Source organism: Nocardioides sp. P5_E3, from assembly GCF_054049275.1.
Genome location: NZ_JBFUMR010000016.1, coordinates 18,055 through 31,317 on the forward strand (window position 1 = coordinate 18,055; position 13,263 = coordinate 31,317).

Here is a 13,263-nt window from a genome sequence, read left to right on the forward strand (position 1 = left end):
CGACGGCGTCGCTCCCGGCCTGACGAGCGAGGTCGAGTGACCCCGCGAGCGAGGCACGAGGTCGCGACGGGGCGTACCCAGACCGGCGAGCCCACCCACTGGTGGAGACGAGGACGAGGCCCGTGAGGGGGCGTCGTTATGATCACCGGCGTGATCTTCAAGCGGGTGGGCGACGGCCGGCCCTACCCCGACCACGGGCTCGACTCGCGCGGCTGGGCAGACCTGCCCCCGCGCCAGGTGCGCCTCGACGAGCTGGTGACCACCAAGGACACCCTGCGGCTCGACACGCTCCTCGACGAGGACTCGACGTTCTACGGCGACCTGTTCGCCCACGTCGTGCAGTGGAAGGGCGACCTCTACCTCGAGGACGGCCTGCACCGCGCCCTCCGCGCCGCGCTCCAGCAGCGCAGCGTGCTGCATGCCCGCGTCCACCAGGCGGCCGACGAATGACGGGTGCGGCTCGGTCGGCGCTCACGCTGGCCGTCCTCGCTGTGCTGGTGCTGATTGCCGCGGTGTGGGGATGGGCCGCTTTCACCGAGCCGTTCCCCGAGGACGAGCCGGTCGCGATCTGCGAGGACACGACGCTGCCCGCCGGGTCGGAGGTGCGCCGCGACCAGGTCGTGGTGAGCGTGTTCAACGGCAGCAAGCGCAGCGGGCTCGCGAGCGCCACCATCGCCCAGCTCGCCGAGCGCGGCTTCGTCGAGGGCACCGTCGGCGACGCCCCGCTCCCCGCGGCCACCACCCAGATCTGGTCCTCCCAGCCGGACAACCCGGCGGTCGTGCTCGTGCAGCGGCAGTTCAAGCGCGCGCAGGTCGTCCAGGGCGACGAGCTCGGCCCCGGCGTCGTCGTGGTGGTCGGCGAGACGTTCCAGTCGCTGAAGAAAAAGCAGGTCGAGTCCGTGGTCGCCGAGGCCGACGCGACCTGGTGCAGGGCCACCGGCTCGGAGTGACGGCCGTGCCGGCTGGCCCGACCTAGTCCTTGTCCTTGTCACGGCGCTTCGGGTCGCCGACCCACTGGGCCAGTCGCCCGTTGTCGGAGACCTGGCGCATCCGCGCCTCGGTGGCCTCGCGCTGCTTGCGCGGCGTCACCACGAGCAGGTCGTCGCCGTGCCGCAGGACCGTACGACGCTCGGGGACGAGCACCTCGCCCGACCTGATCACCAGGGAGACCGAGGCCCCCTGCGGCAGCCGCAGCTCCCCGACCTCGACGCCGTGCATCTTCGAGGTGGGCGCGATCGTCACCTGCAGGAGGTCGGCGGCGACCCGGTCGAGCGGCGCCGCCTCCACCTCGAGGCCCCGCGGTTCCGAGCGACGGGCGACCCCGAGCGTGCGGGCCACCCACGGCAGGGTCGGGCCGGTCAGCAGCGTGTAGACGACGACCATCACGAAGACGATGTCGAACAGGTCCTCGGCGCCCTCCACGCCCTCCGACAGCGGGATCGTGGCCAGCACGATCGGCACCGCGCCGCGCAGGCCGGCCCACGACAGGAACGCCAGGTCGCGCCGCCCCATCGGCTGCACGATGCTGCTGACGACGACCGACAGCGGCCGGGCCACGAGCGTGAGCACGAGGCCGGTGGCCAGCGCCCGGACGACGGTGTCGAGGTCGATGCGGGCCGGCGAGAGGAGCAGCCCGAGCATCACGAACAGCCCGATCTGGGCCAGCCACGCCACCCCCTCGGAGAACGAGCGGGTCGCCACCCGGTGCGGGAGCTCGCTGTTGCCGAGGATCAGCGCGGCGATGTAGATCGCGGCGAACCCGGAGGCGTGCACCGCCGACGCAGCGCCGTACGCCGCGAACGCCAGGCACAGGACCGCGAGCGGGTAGAGGCCGGATGACGGCAACGCGGCCCGTCGCATCACCCACGCGCCGCCCACGCCGATCGCGGCGCCGATCAGCCCGCCGGCGATCAGCTCGAAGACGATGAGGCCGCTGGTCTCGAGCAGGCCCGCCTCCCCGATCGCACCGGTGGAGATGATCCCCACGAGCACGACGGTCGGGGCGTCGTTGAGACCGGACTCGGCCTCGAGAGCGCCCGTGAGGCGCTTGGGCAGCGGGAGCGCGCGCAGGACGGAGAACACCGCGGCCGCGTCGGTGGGCGAGCAGATCGCGCCCAGCAGGATCGCCAGCTCCCACGGCAGGCCGAGGAGGTAGTGGGTCCCCACGGCGACCACGGCCACCGACACCGCCACGCCGATCGTCGCGAGCGACAGGCCGAGGCGGACGCTGGAGCGCATCTGCCGCCAGTCGGTGGTCAGGCCACCTTCGGCCAGGATGACCGCCAGCGCCCCGAACCCGAGCGCGTGCGCGAGCTGAGCGTCGTCGAAGGGGATGCCGAAGGGTCCGCCCTCGCCGAGCAGGACGCCGATGAAGAGGTAGATCAGCAGCGACGGCAGCCCCGCGCGCGCCGAGAGCCGGACCGCGAGGATCGCCGCGAGGGTCACGACCGCACCGACCAGCACGAACTCGTCGAGCTGGTGGACGTCGAACGTCATGTGACCTCTGGGTGGCTCTGCGGCTTGCGGGGCGGACTGGATCCTATCGGCCGCCCACGCGCCCCCCGGCCGCCTCGACCGGGCTCGGACGGTCCGGCCCCGGCGCGTCAGGGGCTGGTTGCAGCACAATCGCCTGCCGGAAGAGGACGTTTGAGGTGCCGCTGACGGGGTAGGCGTCACCGGACGAGAGGGAGTGATCGATGTACGGCGACACCGCCGCGGGCCGCAAGCGCGTGGCGCAGCTCCGTGAGCAGGGTGGCGACATCCGGGCACTGGCCGCCCGACTCGTGTCCCAGGCCGAGGCCGTGCCGTGGCACGGCAAGGCCGCCGACGCGATGCGCGAGCGCATCAAGGAGCGCGCCTCCCACCTGCGCACCGCAGCCGCCCACCACGAGACCGCCGCCGACTCGCTCGCCCGGCACCTCGTGGAGGTCGACACGCTCAAGGAGGCGATCGACGTACGCGCCCACAAGGCCGCCACGCTCGTCGAGGACGCCCGCACCCGGGCCGGCGAGGCGTCCGGGCCCGACGGGATCCCGGCCGAGGCCGACGAGGCCGACGCCGCCCTCCTCGCCTTCGACCCTCCCCCGGCCGGTCACAAGGACTGGCTGACCGTGAACCTCCCAGGGCTCTGACATGGTGACCATCGACCTGACCACGCCTCCGCCGCCGCCCACCAGCTTCATCGACGCGATGGCTCGCCGGCTCGCGCTCACGCTGCCCGAGCTCCGCCTCGTCGCCGAGCTCGCCGGCGGCGCCCCGCTGCCCTTCGACCTGCCCAGCGGCGCCGACGGGACCGTCGACGCGGGCTCGCTGTCCGGCCGCCTCGGCAAGAGCCGCGGCTCGGTGGAGGACTCCGCCTACACCGACGCCCTCCGCACGCTCCACGACCCGGAGGACACCCTGCGCCGACGCGGCCTGATGACCGACGCGGGCGCCGACCCCGGCGTCGTCGGGGCCGTCGGGCTGCTCGCGACGCCACGGCTGGCGCTCGACATCGACGTCGCCGCCGGGGCCACCCAGGTGAAGGCCTGGCACCGCCAGGCCGGCGGCGCGGTCGCCAGCCTGTCGACCTGCGACGGCATCGTCTTCGAGCTGGCCTGGTTCCCCGTGGACCTGTGGACCACCGAGCTCGCCCGGGTCACGGCCCCTCCGGAGGACCTCCCGATCGGCACCACGCACGTGCCTGCCCACCTCGACGTCCCCTACGCCCTCGCCGACTCGGTTGGGGAGGCACTCCGCTCCGGCCGCGCCGACCTGGTTCCGGTGCTGGTTGACCGGTCCGCCGGCGGCGTGGTGCTCGCCGACGGTCGTGAGATCAGCGGCGCCGAGGCGGCCGACGCCGTGTCGGCCGTGCACACCGAGGGTCGCGGCCGCATGCGCATCCTCGCCGCCGAGGTGTCCGAGCGCGCCACGACGTCGGTCGGCGTCGTGTCGTGGGTGCTGCTCCGCGACGGCTGGCACTCCCTGACCCCTCGCCACGACGACGACGGCGCCCGGATCGCGGTCTCCCGCGTTGACCCCGACGACCTGGCCACCGAGCTGGCGCCCGTGCTGGCGCAGGTCACCGCCCCGGAGGACACCCCGACATGAAGCCACCCCACGGCCTTCTCGGCCTCCCCCGCTGCGCTCCCCCGTCCGACAACGCCGCAGGGACCCCGACATGAGCGACCTCGACATCCCCCGCACCCACGACGGCCCGCCGGAGGACTCCTCGGCGTCGGTGGCCGCCGACAAGTACGACCAGATGCTGGCGCTGGCCGACCTGTTCGACACCTCCGGCAACGAGATGCGCACCCGTGCCCGCCTCGGCACCGAGATCCTCGCCGACGACGACGTCGTCGACTCCGGCGAGCTGTCCAGGGCGACCTGGGGCGAGGCCGAGGAGGACATCCGCGCCGCCACGACGGGCAAGAGCGGGCTGCTGACCCGCTCGGTCGAGCTCGACGCCGACGCGCTCGTCGTACGCGCCACGGTCCTCACCTACCGCTGGATCGACGAGCTGCAGCAGGCGGCCTACAAGACGCTCGGCTCCATCGCCGGCCGCGCGATCGGCTACCTCGCCCCCGAGGTCGCCCTCGGTGGCGCGATCGTCAGCGCCGGCTTCATCGAGACCGACACCCTCGACCGTGACGACGTCACCGCCTACCTCAACGAGCTCGCCGAGAACAACCCCGACCTGATGGACCACCTCTCCGGTGGCGGCGGCCTGCTCGACGGGCTGCAGATGCGCTCGCTCCTCACCGCCGGGGCGCTCGCCTCCGACCAGGGCGCCCACGCGGCGCGCGGCGGCCTGCGGGCGATCGGCGTGGACCCGTTCCCCACCGACGCCGTGTCGGCCTTCCGCGACTCCGCGGGCTCGTTCGTCGAGGCCGAGATCCCGGAGGCCGAGGTCGACAGCAGCGCCGGCACCGCTCCCCGCTCGCTCGAGGAGCTGATGGCCAACCTGCTCGCCGAGGACAAGCGGATCAGCGTCCAGCGCGTCGGCGCAGGCCGCTACATCGCCTACCTCCCCGGCTCGCTCAACCACGACGCCGGCCGGCTGCGCCTCGTCGGCGCCGACCCGACGACGACGATCAGCCAGGTGGTGCGGGCGATCGAGGCGTCGGTCACCGAGGACGACGCCCGGGTGATGCTCGTGGGCTCGGCAGCCGGTGGCGCGATCGCCACCGAGATCGCCGCGACCGCACGCTCGTCACGCTTCGTGGTCGACCAGGTCGTCACCGCCGGCGCCCCGTCCGCCCAGGTGCCGCGGATCCCGGCGGCCACCCGGGTGCTGTCGCTCGAGGACCGCTCCGACCCGGTGGTGCTGCTCGGGTCGCTCATCAACGCCTCGACGACCAACCGGCTCACGGTCGTCTTCGACGCGGCCGGCGCCGAGGGCACCCAGCTCTACGTCACCGGCGCCCGTGCCGCCGACAGCGCCGCCCACCCGGAGCTGCGCGCCGAGATCACCCGCATGCAGGACCTCGGCTTCCTCGCCGGCTGACCGCCAGCGTCAGACGATGCCGTGCACGAACTCGCCCAGCTGGGCGAGGTTGCGGCACTCCACCATGGGGACGATCTCTCCGTAGCGGTCGGCCGCGCTGTCGCCGGTGCCCCAGTGACGGGGGTGCTCGGGGTTGAGCCACCACGCGTGCCGCGCCCGACCGGCGAGGTCGCCGAGCACGGGCAGCGCGAGGTCGCTGTAGTTGGACCGCCCGTCGCCCAGCACCAGCAGCGACGACCGCGGCCCGACGGCGTCCGGGTGCTCCTCGGCGAACCGGGTCAGCGCCCGGCCGTAGTTGGTCCGCCCCCACAGCGCGGCCTGGGAGATCTGCCCGGACAGCGACTCCATCACCTCGACCACGTCGGACCCGGGCCGGAAGCTGTCGCTCACCTCGACGACGTCGTCGACGAAGGTGAACGCACGCACGCCGCTGAAGGCCTCCCTCAGCGCGAACACCAGCATCAGGGTGAACTGGGCGAAGTTGGCCACCGAGCCGCTGACGTCGCAGAGCACGACCAGGTCGGTGCGGTGCGGACGCTTGGGACGGTGGTGGGTGGTCAGCGGCACCCCGCCCGTCGCGATCGACGCGCGCACGGTGCGGCGTACGTCGAGGGGACCGCGCCGGCGGGCGTGCTGCTCCTTCGTCAGCCGCGCAGCGAGCCGTCGGGCGAGGGGGTAGATCTCCCGCCGCATCTCCTCGAGGTCGCTGCGGCGGGCGGCGGTGAAGTCGAGCCGGTCGATGGTCGGACGGACGGTGACGTCGGCGACGTGCTCGGGCCCCTTCTCCTCGGCGATGCGCCGACGGGCGTCGCCCTCGACCAGCCGGGTGAAGTCCCCGACCCGGCGCCCGGCCGTGCGCTGGGCCTGCTCGTCGTCGAGGCCCTCGCCGAGCAGCCCCTGCACGAGCCGATCCACCAGCTCGGCGGGCGACACCCGCTGGAGCGAGGTGTAGGCCGACCAGCTCGACAGGCCCGGCCCGCGGCCCGGCATCGCACCGAAGCGGGCGACCGCCTCGACTGCAAGATCCTGCAACGCCTGCTGGTCCCCGGAGGCCAGGGCGTCGGCCAGCGCCTCCCGGAAGCGCTCGAGGTCCGGGCCGGTGTCCTGCGGGCCCGCCGCCGGCTCGAGGCCGTCGCCGGCCACGCCGCTGCCGATGAGCCGCGGGAAGTAGATGTCGAAGACGGCGTCGAACGTGACGCGCTGCGGCTGTCGCTTCACGAGGGTGGCGGCATAGGCGGCACGCACGGTCTCGCGGTCGTGCCAGTGCACCTTCTCCAGCGCGCTGATCGCATCGAGGCCCTCGGCCAGCGACACCGACAGGCCCGCGGAGCGCAGCGCCTCCACGAAGCCGATGTGGGTGTCGAGCAGGCTCATCGGGGTCCCTGTGCGGACCGCAGTGCAGCGAGGATTCGCATGGGGTGAAGTCTCACCTCGCGGCCAGCTTCAGCTCCCTGGCCGCACGCTGCTGGTCGGACGCGTGCTTGAGCACCACGCCGAGGGTGCGGGCGACGGTGGCCTCGTCGAGGTCGCCGACCTGCAGCGCCACCAGCGTGCGCGCCCAGTCGACGGACTCCGCGATCGACGGGGCCTTCTTGAGCTCGAGCTCGCGCAGGCGTACGACGACGTCGACGAGCTGGGCGACCACCTTGTCGTCGAGCCGCGGCACCTGGCTGGTGACGATCGCCCGCTCCCGCTCGGCGTCGGGGTAGTCGAGGTGCAGGAACAGGCAGCGACGCTTGACCGCCTCGGACAGCTCACGGCTCGCGTTGGACGTCAGGACCACGAACGGACGGCGGGTGGCCGTCACGGTGCCCAGCTCGGGGATGGTGACCTGGAAGTCGCTGAGCACCTCCAGCAGCAGGCCCTCGACCTCGATGTCGGTCTTGTCGACCTCGTCGACCAGCAGCACCGTCGGCTCGTCGCGCCGGATCGCGCTGAGGAGCGGCCGGGTGAGCAGGAACTCCTCGGTGAAGATGTCGTCGTGGGTCGCGCTCCATGACTGGTCGCCGCCGGCCGCCTGGATGCGGAGCAGCTGCTTCTTGTAGTTCCACTCGTAGAGGGCGCGCGCCTCGTCCAGGCCCTCGTAGCACTGCAGCCGCACCAGCTCCGCGCCCGCGGCGCGGGCCACCGCCTTGGCGAGCTCGGTCTTGCCGACGCCCGCCGGTCCCTCGACGAGCAGAGGCTTCTCGAGCGCGCCGGCGAGGTACGCCGTCAGCGCCGTGGCGTCGTCGGTGAGGTAGCCGGTCTCGCGCAGCCGGGCCGCGGCGTCGTCCGGGGACTCGAACCAGGTCGTCACCCGGGCGAGCCTAGCCGCGCCCGCGGCGCCGGGTCGTGCACCCTGGCCGGCCTCGACGCAAACCCCTCGCGCGGGCCGGTGCACGTCCCTAGGGTCGTGAGGTGTCCTCGGTCAGTACCGTCCACGGCAGCCGCGCCCTCCCGGCCGGCTTCGCCCACCCGCACGCCTCGGAGGAGGCCCGGGCCATCGCCGAGGAGGGCATGATCCTGCGCGTCCAGGTCGGCTCCGGGGTGCACGGCACCTCGATCAGCGGGCAGGACGACCGCGACGAGATGGGCATCTGCCTCGAGCCGGCCCGGTTCGTGACCGGCCTGGCGCGCGTGCCCCGCGGCATCGACGGGGAGGACCGGGAGGTCGACTTCGAGCAGTACCAGCGCCACACCGTGTGGGACGAGCCCGGCGGCCTGGCCAACCGGTCGGGGGCGGGCGACCTCGACGTGGTCGTCTACTCGGCGCGGAAGTGGTGCCGGCTCGCACTGGCCGGCAACCCGACCGTGCTCCTCGCGCTCTTCGTGCCCGACGACGAGGTGGTCTTCCGCAACGAGGTCGGCGCGGAGCTCGTCGCCAACGCCCACCGGTTCGTCTCCCGCCTGGCTGCCGACCGGTTCCTCGGCTACCTGCGGTCGCAGAAGGCAGCGATGACCGGTGCCGTCGGCGCGCACACCAACCGCCCCGAGCTGGTCGCCGTCCACGGCTACGACACCAAGTTCGCCATGCATGCGCTGCGACTCGGCGTGCAGGGCACCGAGCTGCTCACCACCGGCCGGATCACGCTGCCGGTCCCCGAGCCCGCCCTGTCCTTCCTCCGTTCTGTGCGCCGGGGAGAGGTCGGGCTCGACGAGGTGGTGGCCGCCGTCGGCGAGGCCGAGCGCCGGCTCGAAGAGCTGCGCGAGTCAGCGGAGCTCCCGCCCCAGCCCGACCGGGCCTGGGTGGACGACTGGCTGCACCGCGTGCACCTGGCCTACTGGGAGGCCACCTGAATCCACCGCGAGTGAGCTTCGAGTCATCGGGTTCAAGACGCCTCTGTTGAGCCCTTCGCTCCGCGAAGGGCTCAGCAGCCGCCAGACCCGGCCACGCCCCCTCAGCCGGCGGCTTGCTCCGCTGCGCCTCAGCAGAGGGGGCGGGATTCGAACCCGCGGTAGGTCTCCCTACGACCGCTTTCAAGGCGGTTCCGATCGGCCGCTCCGGCACCCCTCCTCGTACGACGCCGGGGCGCCGCACACCGCGGGACTCTACCCAACCGCGCGGGCGGGGCCGTCGCACGCCGGGCAGGGTGGCGGGACCCGCGCACCGGGGACGGGTGGCGCCCGTGATGAAATCGTCGGCGTGACGACCGAGACCGCCACCGTGCACCGCCTCTCACCCGCCGTCGCGGCGCGGTTGCTGGGCGTGGTGCTGTGCCTGGTGGCCGTGGTCATCCTGGCGAGCACGCTGGCGATCGCCGTCCTCGACCTGCACACCGTCTTCCTGCTGGTCCCGGTCCTCCTCACCGTGGCGGTCCTGGCCGGCTGCTGGTGGGCGTGGCACACCCGGGGCTGGGTGGTGCGGATGACGCCCGAGGGCTACCGCGTGCAGTGGGTGCGCGGCGTCGGAGTGGCCTCGGGCCGCTGGAAGGACGTCGAGGACGCCGTCACCATGACGGTGGCCGACGCCCCGGTCGTGGTGCTGCGCCTGCGCGACGGCCGGACGACCACGATCCCCGTCCAGATGCTCGCCGTGGACCGCGAGGCCTTCGTGCGGGACGTCCAGGACCACCTGCAGCGCGGACACGGCCTCCGCAAACTGTGACCTGATTCGGCGCACGCGCGCCGAGCCTTGTAACCTTCTGTCCGCCCGGCCGTGGTCGGGCATGGAGGCGTCGCCTAGTCCGGTCTATGGCGCCCGCCTGCTAAGCGGGTTTGGGGCTAAAACCCCATCGAGGGTTCAAATCCCTCCGCCTCCGCCAGTGTCGGCCCCCTCCCACCGAGGGGGCCGGCCGGCTGGCAGCGCATGGATTTGCAGGAACCTGCAATGCACAGAACTGCAGCCGACTGGACGGGACGTGGCCGCGCACGGTGGGCGACAATGGTCATGTCATCCCCTGTGACAGGACCAAGAGGTGGAAACCCCATGACCCCAGTACGCCGTATCGCCGCCGCCGCACTCGTGGCAGTTCTCGGATTCGGTGTGGCCGCCATCGGCGCAACGCCGGCGCAGGCCATCGACACCAGCTGGGGACGGATCAACATCCGCAACTGAGACCAGCCGTGCCTAGAATGGGCACGCAACGAAGAGCTGGGACACGGACCCCTCAACCCCCCACGAGTTCTGGTCCGATGGCCTCCCCCACAGGCCCGTCCCGGCATGAGGGCAGCACCTCCACGGAGGTGCTGCCCTCCCCCTCATTTCGGGCCGACCGGTCAGGCCGGGTGCCCATGCTGAGGGACCGGGCTGAGGGATCAGGCTGAGGACTCGTCGGTCTCGCGGCCGGAGATGCCGCGCTTGCCCATCTCGTAGCCGAGCTGGAACCTCGTCTCCACCTCGAACTCGCTCTTCAGGTCCGCGACGTAGGCCGCGTAGGTGCGCGGGCTGACGCCGAGGCGCTTGGCGCCGACCGGGTCGGCCCGGCCCTCGAGGAGCATCCGGATGGTCATCGCCCGCTGCTCGGCGGCGATGTCGCGCACCAGCGACGTCTCGCTGCTGGTGAACGGACGCGCCCGCTCCCAGTGGCGCTCGAACATGTCGACCAGGTAGCCGACCATCGACTTGTCGCTGATCACCATCGCGGCGTCGGTGCCCTCGTGGCTCGGGATGAGCGCGACCCGCCGGTCGACCACGATGAGGCGGTTGAAGAACTCGTCGAGGGTGCGCACCTCCGCGCCGGCAGCGGTCACCGCGGCGACGTACTTGCGGGTGTCCGCACCGCGTCGCGCGGCGTGCTGGTAGAGGGTGCGCATCTTCACGCCCCGCTTGAGGGCGGCGATGTCGCGCGCGCCGACGCCGGCGTCGAGCTGCTTGACGCCCCGGCGGTACTGCGGCTGGGCCGTGAGCAGCTCCTCCTCGGCGTCGCTGACGAGGGAGGCGAGGAAGTTGCCGATGGTGGCGAGGCCGCGGATCTCGGCGAAGGGGCCGCCGACGGCGCTCGGGGAGCGGCGCCAGACGTGGGAGAGGGTGCTGAAGGCGTGGGCCCAGTTGGCGGACTCCGCGATCAGCTCGGCGCCCTGCTGGCCCAGCGGGGCCACGACCCGCGCCTGGACGGCGGCCGGGTCGACGGCGGTCCACGAGCGGCCGTCGTCGCTCCTGATCACCAGGCCGACGTCGACGAGCAGCTCGAACGCGGCGTGCAGCTCGCCCCGCGCGACGATGCGCGCGTCGGAGGCCTCGATGCCTCCGGACGTCACGATCTCCTCGTAGAGGGGCGTCGCGTGCTCCTCGAACACGATCCGCTCATCTGGCCCCAAGGGCATGGCTCACTCCCGCTCGACCGACATCCCCGTGGGGAGGATGGTGCCACACCAGCCCCAGCAGGCACCGCGAGCAGGCGCTCGACGGGCGCCACACGCACCGACCCGCCGCCCGGAGAAACGGGACGGCGGGTCGGCGTGGTGTCGCGGCGTCAGGCGTCGAGGCGCGCCTTCAGCGTGTCGAGCTCGCTCCAGAGCACCGCGGGAAGGTCGTCGCCGAACTTCTCGAACCACTCCTGGATCTGCGGCAGCTCGGCCTTCCACTCGTCGGCGTCGACCGCGAGGGCCTGCGCGAGCTCGGCCTCGGTGAGGTCGAGGCCGTCGATGTCGAGCGAGCCGGGCGCCGGGACGTGGCCGATCGGGGTCTCGACCGCGGCGGCCTGGCCGTCGATGCGCTCGATGACCCACTTGAGGACGCGGCTGTTCTCGCCGAAGCCGGGCCACAGGAAGCCACCGTCGTCGCCGCGGCGGAACCAGTTGACGTAGAAGATCTTGGGCAGCTTGGCGGCGTCGTTGTCCTTGCCGATGCCCACCCAGTGGCCGAAGTAGTCGCCGGCGTTGTAGCCGATGAACGGCAGCATCGCCATCGGGTCACGGCGCACGACGCCCACGGCGCCGACCGCGGCGGCGGTGGTCTCCGAGGAGAGCGTGGCGCCCATGAACGTGCCGTGGTTCCAGTCGCGGGCCTCGGTGACCAGCGGGATGGTCGTCTTGCGACGGCCGCCGAAGAGGATCGCGTCGATCGGCACGCCGCGCGGGTCGTCGTACTCGTCGGCGAGGATCGAGCACTGCTTGATCGGGGTGCAGTAGCGGCTGTTGGCGTGGCTGGAGAGCTCGCCGGTCTCCTCGGCGAGCTCGGGCGTCCAGCGCTCGCCCTTCCAGCTGGTGGCCTCGGCGGGCGTGTTCTCCAGGCCCTCCCACCAGACGTTGCCGTCCGGGGTCAGCGCGACGTTGGTGAACACCGAGTTGCCCTGGCGGATGGTCTCCATGGCGTGCGGGTTGGTGTGCTCGTTGGTGCCAGGGGCGACGCCGAAGAAGCCGAACTCCGGGTTGACCGCCCACAGGCGGCCGTCCTCGCCGATGCGCATCCAGGCGATGTCGTCGCCGATCGCCTCGACCTTCCAGCCCGGGATGGTGGGCTTGAGCATGGCGAGGTTGGTCTTGCCGCACGCGCTCGGGAAAGCCGCCGCGACGTACTTGGTCACGCCTTGCGGGGACGTCAGCTTGAGGATCAGCATGTGCTCGGCGAGCCAGCCCTCGTCGCGCGCCATCACCGAGGCGATGCGCAGCGCGTAGCACTTCTTGCCGAGCAGCGCGTTGCCGCCGTAGCCCGAGCCGAAGCTCCAGATCATCCGCTCCTCGGGAAACTGGACGATGTACTTGGTGTCGTTGCACGGCCACGCGACGTCGGCCTGGCCGGCCTCGAGGGGCATGCCGACGGAGTGGAGGGCGGGCACCCACTTCGGGTCCTCGCCCGCGGTCTCGAGCTCCTCGATGCGGCGCAGCACGTCGGTGCCCATGCGGGCCATGACGCGCATCGACACGGTGACGTAGGCCGAGTCGGTGACCTCGATGCCGAACATCGGGTGGTCCGCCTCGAGGTGGCCCATCACGAACGGGATGACGTACATCGTGCGACCCCGCATGCAGCCGGCGTAGAGCCCGCGCATGAGGTCCTTCATCTTCTCCGGTTCCATCCAGTTGTTGGTGGGTCCGGCGTCACGCTCGGCGACCGAGCAGATGTAGGTGCGGTCCTCGACGCGGGCCACGTCGGTGGGGTCGGAAGCCGCGTGGAACGAGTTGGGCATCACGTCGGGGTTGAGGCGGGTGAAGGTGCCGGTCGCCTCGAGGGATGCGGTGAGCTGTGCCCACTCCTCGTCGGAGCCGGTGCACCAGTGGATGGCGTCCGGCTGGGTCAGCTCGGCCACCTCGGTGACCCAGGCGAGGATGCCTGCGTGCGTGGTCGGTGGCGTCGTCTGGGTGTCGATGGTTGCGGTCATGCCGGTTCCTCACAGCTTGCGTCGCGGTCGGTTCGCGCG

General features: G+C 72.4%; 13 protein-coding genes and 2 tRNA genes. 9 read left to right on the plus strand and 6 right to left on the minus strand.

The window, feature by feature from the left end; genetic code table 11:
* Positions 1 to 150 precede the first annotated feature (150 nt).
* A complete protein-coding gene (locus ACXJKB_RS11950; RefSeq protein ID WP_457188583.1) occupies positions 151 to 450 on the plus strand; it encodes a type II toxin-antitoxin system VapB family antitoxin in 300 nt (99 codons plus the stop codon).
* The gene (locus ACXJKB_RS11955; RefSeq protein ID WP_457188585.1) at positions 447 to 950 is read left to right on the plus strand and encodes a LytR C-terminal domain-containing protein; all 504 of its coding nucleotides are present in this window, start codon (positions 447 to 449) and stop codon (positions 948 to 950) included. The genes ACXJKB_RS11950 and ACXJKB_RS11955 overlap by 4 nt, the downstream gene beginning before the upstream one ends.
* 22 nt (positions 951 to 972) lie before the next feature.
* On the opposite strand, the gene ACXJKB_RS11960 is transcribed toward ACXJKB_RS11955, so the two are convergent.
* Entirely contained in the window at positions 973 to 2,496 is a 1,524-nt protein-coding gene (locus ACXJKB_RS11960; protein ID WP_457188587.1) for a potassium/proton antiporter, read from the minus strand.
* A gap of 200 nt (positions 2,497 to 2,696) precedes the next feature.
* On the opposite strand from ACXJKB_RS11960, the gene ACXJKB_RS11965 reads away from it, so the two are divergent.
* The 3 genes from ACXJKB_RS11965 to ACXJKB_RS11975 all read left to right on the plus strand — a co-directional run bounded on the left by ACXJKB_RS11965 (position 2,697) and on the right by ACXJKB_RS11975 (position 5,485).
* Positions 2,697 to 3,131, plus strand: a complete 435-nt coding sequence (locus ACXJKB_RS11965; protein ID WP_457188588.1) for a hypothetical protein — start codon at positions 2,697 to 2,699, stop codon at positions 3,129 to 3,131.
* A 1-nt stretch (position 3,132) separates the two neighbouring features.
* Positions 3,133 to 4,089 carry a hypothetical protein gene (locus tag ACXJKB_RS11970; RefSeq protein ID WP_457188590.1) on the plus strand — a complete coding sequence of 319 codons (957 nt, stop codon included), beginning with the start codon at positions 3,133 to 3,135 and terminating at the stop codon, positions 4,087 to 4,089.
* A gap of 70 nt (positions 4,090 to 4,159) precedes the next feature.
* On the plus strand, positions 4,160 to 5,485 hold the full coding sequence (locus ACXJKB_RS11975; protein WP_457188592.1) for a hypothetical protein: 1,326 nt from the start codon (positions 4,160 to 4,162) through the stop codon (positions 5,483 to 5,485).
* A 9-nt stretch (positions 5,486 to 5,494) separates the two neighbouring features.
* Here the strand turns inward: ACXJKB_RS11975 and ACXJKB_RS11980 are convergent, their stop codons facing one another.
* Together ACXJKB_RS11980 and ACXJKB_RS11985 are read right to left on the minus strand one after the other, a co-directional pair.
* Complete coding sequence (locus ACXJKB_RS11980) at positions 5,495 to 6,859, minus strand: vWA domain-containing protein (protein WP_457188594.1); 1,365 nt, start codon at positions 6,857 to 6,859, stop codon at positions 5,495 to 5,497.
* Between the two features lie 52 nt (positions 6,860 to 6,911).
* Positions 6,912 to 7,781 carry an AAA family ATPase gene (locus ACXJKB_RS11985; protein ID WP_457188596.1) on the minus strand — a complete coding sequence of 290 codons (870 nt, stop codon included), beginning with the start codon at positions 7,779 to 7,781 and terminating at the stop codon, positions 6,912 to 6,914.
* A 101-nt stretch (positions 7,782 to 7,882) separates the two neighbouring features.
* On the opposite strand from ACXJKB_RS11985, the gene ACXJKB_RS11990 reads away from it, so the two are divergent.
* Positions 7,883 to 8,761, plus strand: coding sequence for a nucleotidyltransferase domain-containing protein (locus tag ACXJKB_RS11990; protein ID WP_457188598.1), 879 nt, complete (start codon positions 7,883 to 7,885; stop codon positions 8,759 to 8,761).
* A 132-nt stretch (positions 8,762 to 8,893) separates the two neighbouring features.
* Here the strand turns inward: ACXJKB_RS11990 and ACXJKB_RS11995 are convergent.
* A tRNA-Ser gene (locus ACXJKB_RS11995) sits at positions 8,894 to 8,978 on the minus strand.
* Positions 8,979 to 9,107: 129 nt separating this feature from the next.
* Here ACXJKB_RS11995 and ACXJKB_RS12000 point away from each other — a divergent pair.
* The 3 genes from ACXJKB_RS12000 to ACXJKB_RS12010 all read left to right on the plus strand — a co-directional run bounded on the left by ACXJKB_RS12000 (position 9,108) and on the right by ACXJKB_RS12010 (position 10,019).
* Positions 9,108 to 9,569 carry a hypothetical protein gene (locus ACXJKB_RS12000; RefSeq protein WP_457188600.1) on the plus strand — a complete coding sequence of 154 codons (462 nt, stop codon included), beginning with the start codon at positions 9,108 to 9,110 and terminating at the stop codon, positions 9,567 to 9,569.
* A gap of 63 nt (positions 9,570 to 9,632) precedes the next feature.
* Positions 9,633 to 9,726: transfer RNA gene (locus ACXJKB_RS12005), tRNA-Ser, on the plus strand.
* A 164-nt stretch (positions 9,727 to 9,890) separates the two neighbouring features.
* On the plus strand, positions 9,891 to 10,019 hold the full coding sequence (locus ACXJKB_RS12010) for a hypothetical protein (protein ID WP_300048662.1): 129 nt from the start codon (positions 9,891 to 9,893) through the stop codon (positions 10,017 to 10,019).
* A gap of 200 nt (positions 10,020 to 10,219) precedes the next feature.
* On the opposite strand, the gene ACXJKB_RS12015 is transcribed toward ACXJKB_RS12010, so the two are convergent.
* Positions 10,220 to 11,200, minus strand: coding sequence for a TrmB family transcriptional regulator (locus tag ACXJKB_RS12015; protein WP_457188602.1), 981 nt, complete (start codon positions 11,198 to 11,200; stop codon positions 10,220 to 10,222).
* A 176-nt stretch (positions 11,201 to 11,376) separates the two neighbouring features.
* On the minus strand, positions 11,377 to 13,224 hold the full coding sequence (locus tag ACXJKB_RS12020) for a phosphoenolpyruvate carboxykinase (GTP) (protein WP_457188604.1): 1,848 nt from the start codon (positions 13,222 to 13,224) through the stop codon (positions 11,377 to 11,379).
* Between the last annotated feature and the right edge of the window lie 39 nt (positions 13,225 to 13,263).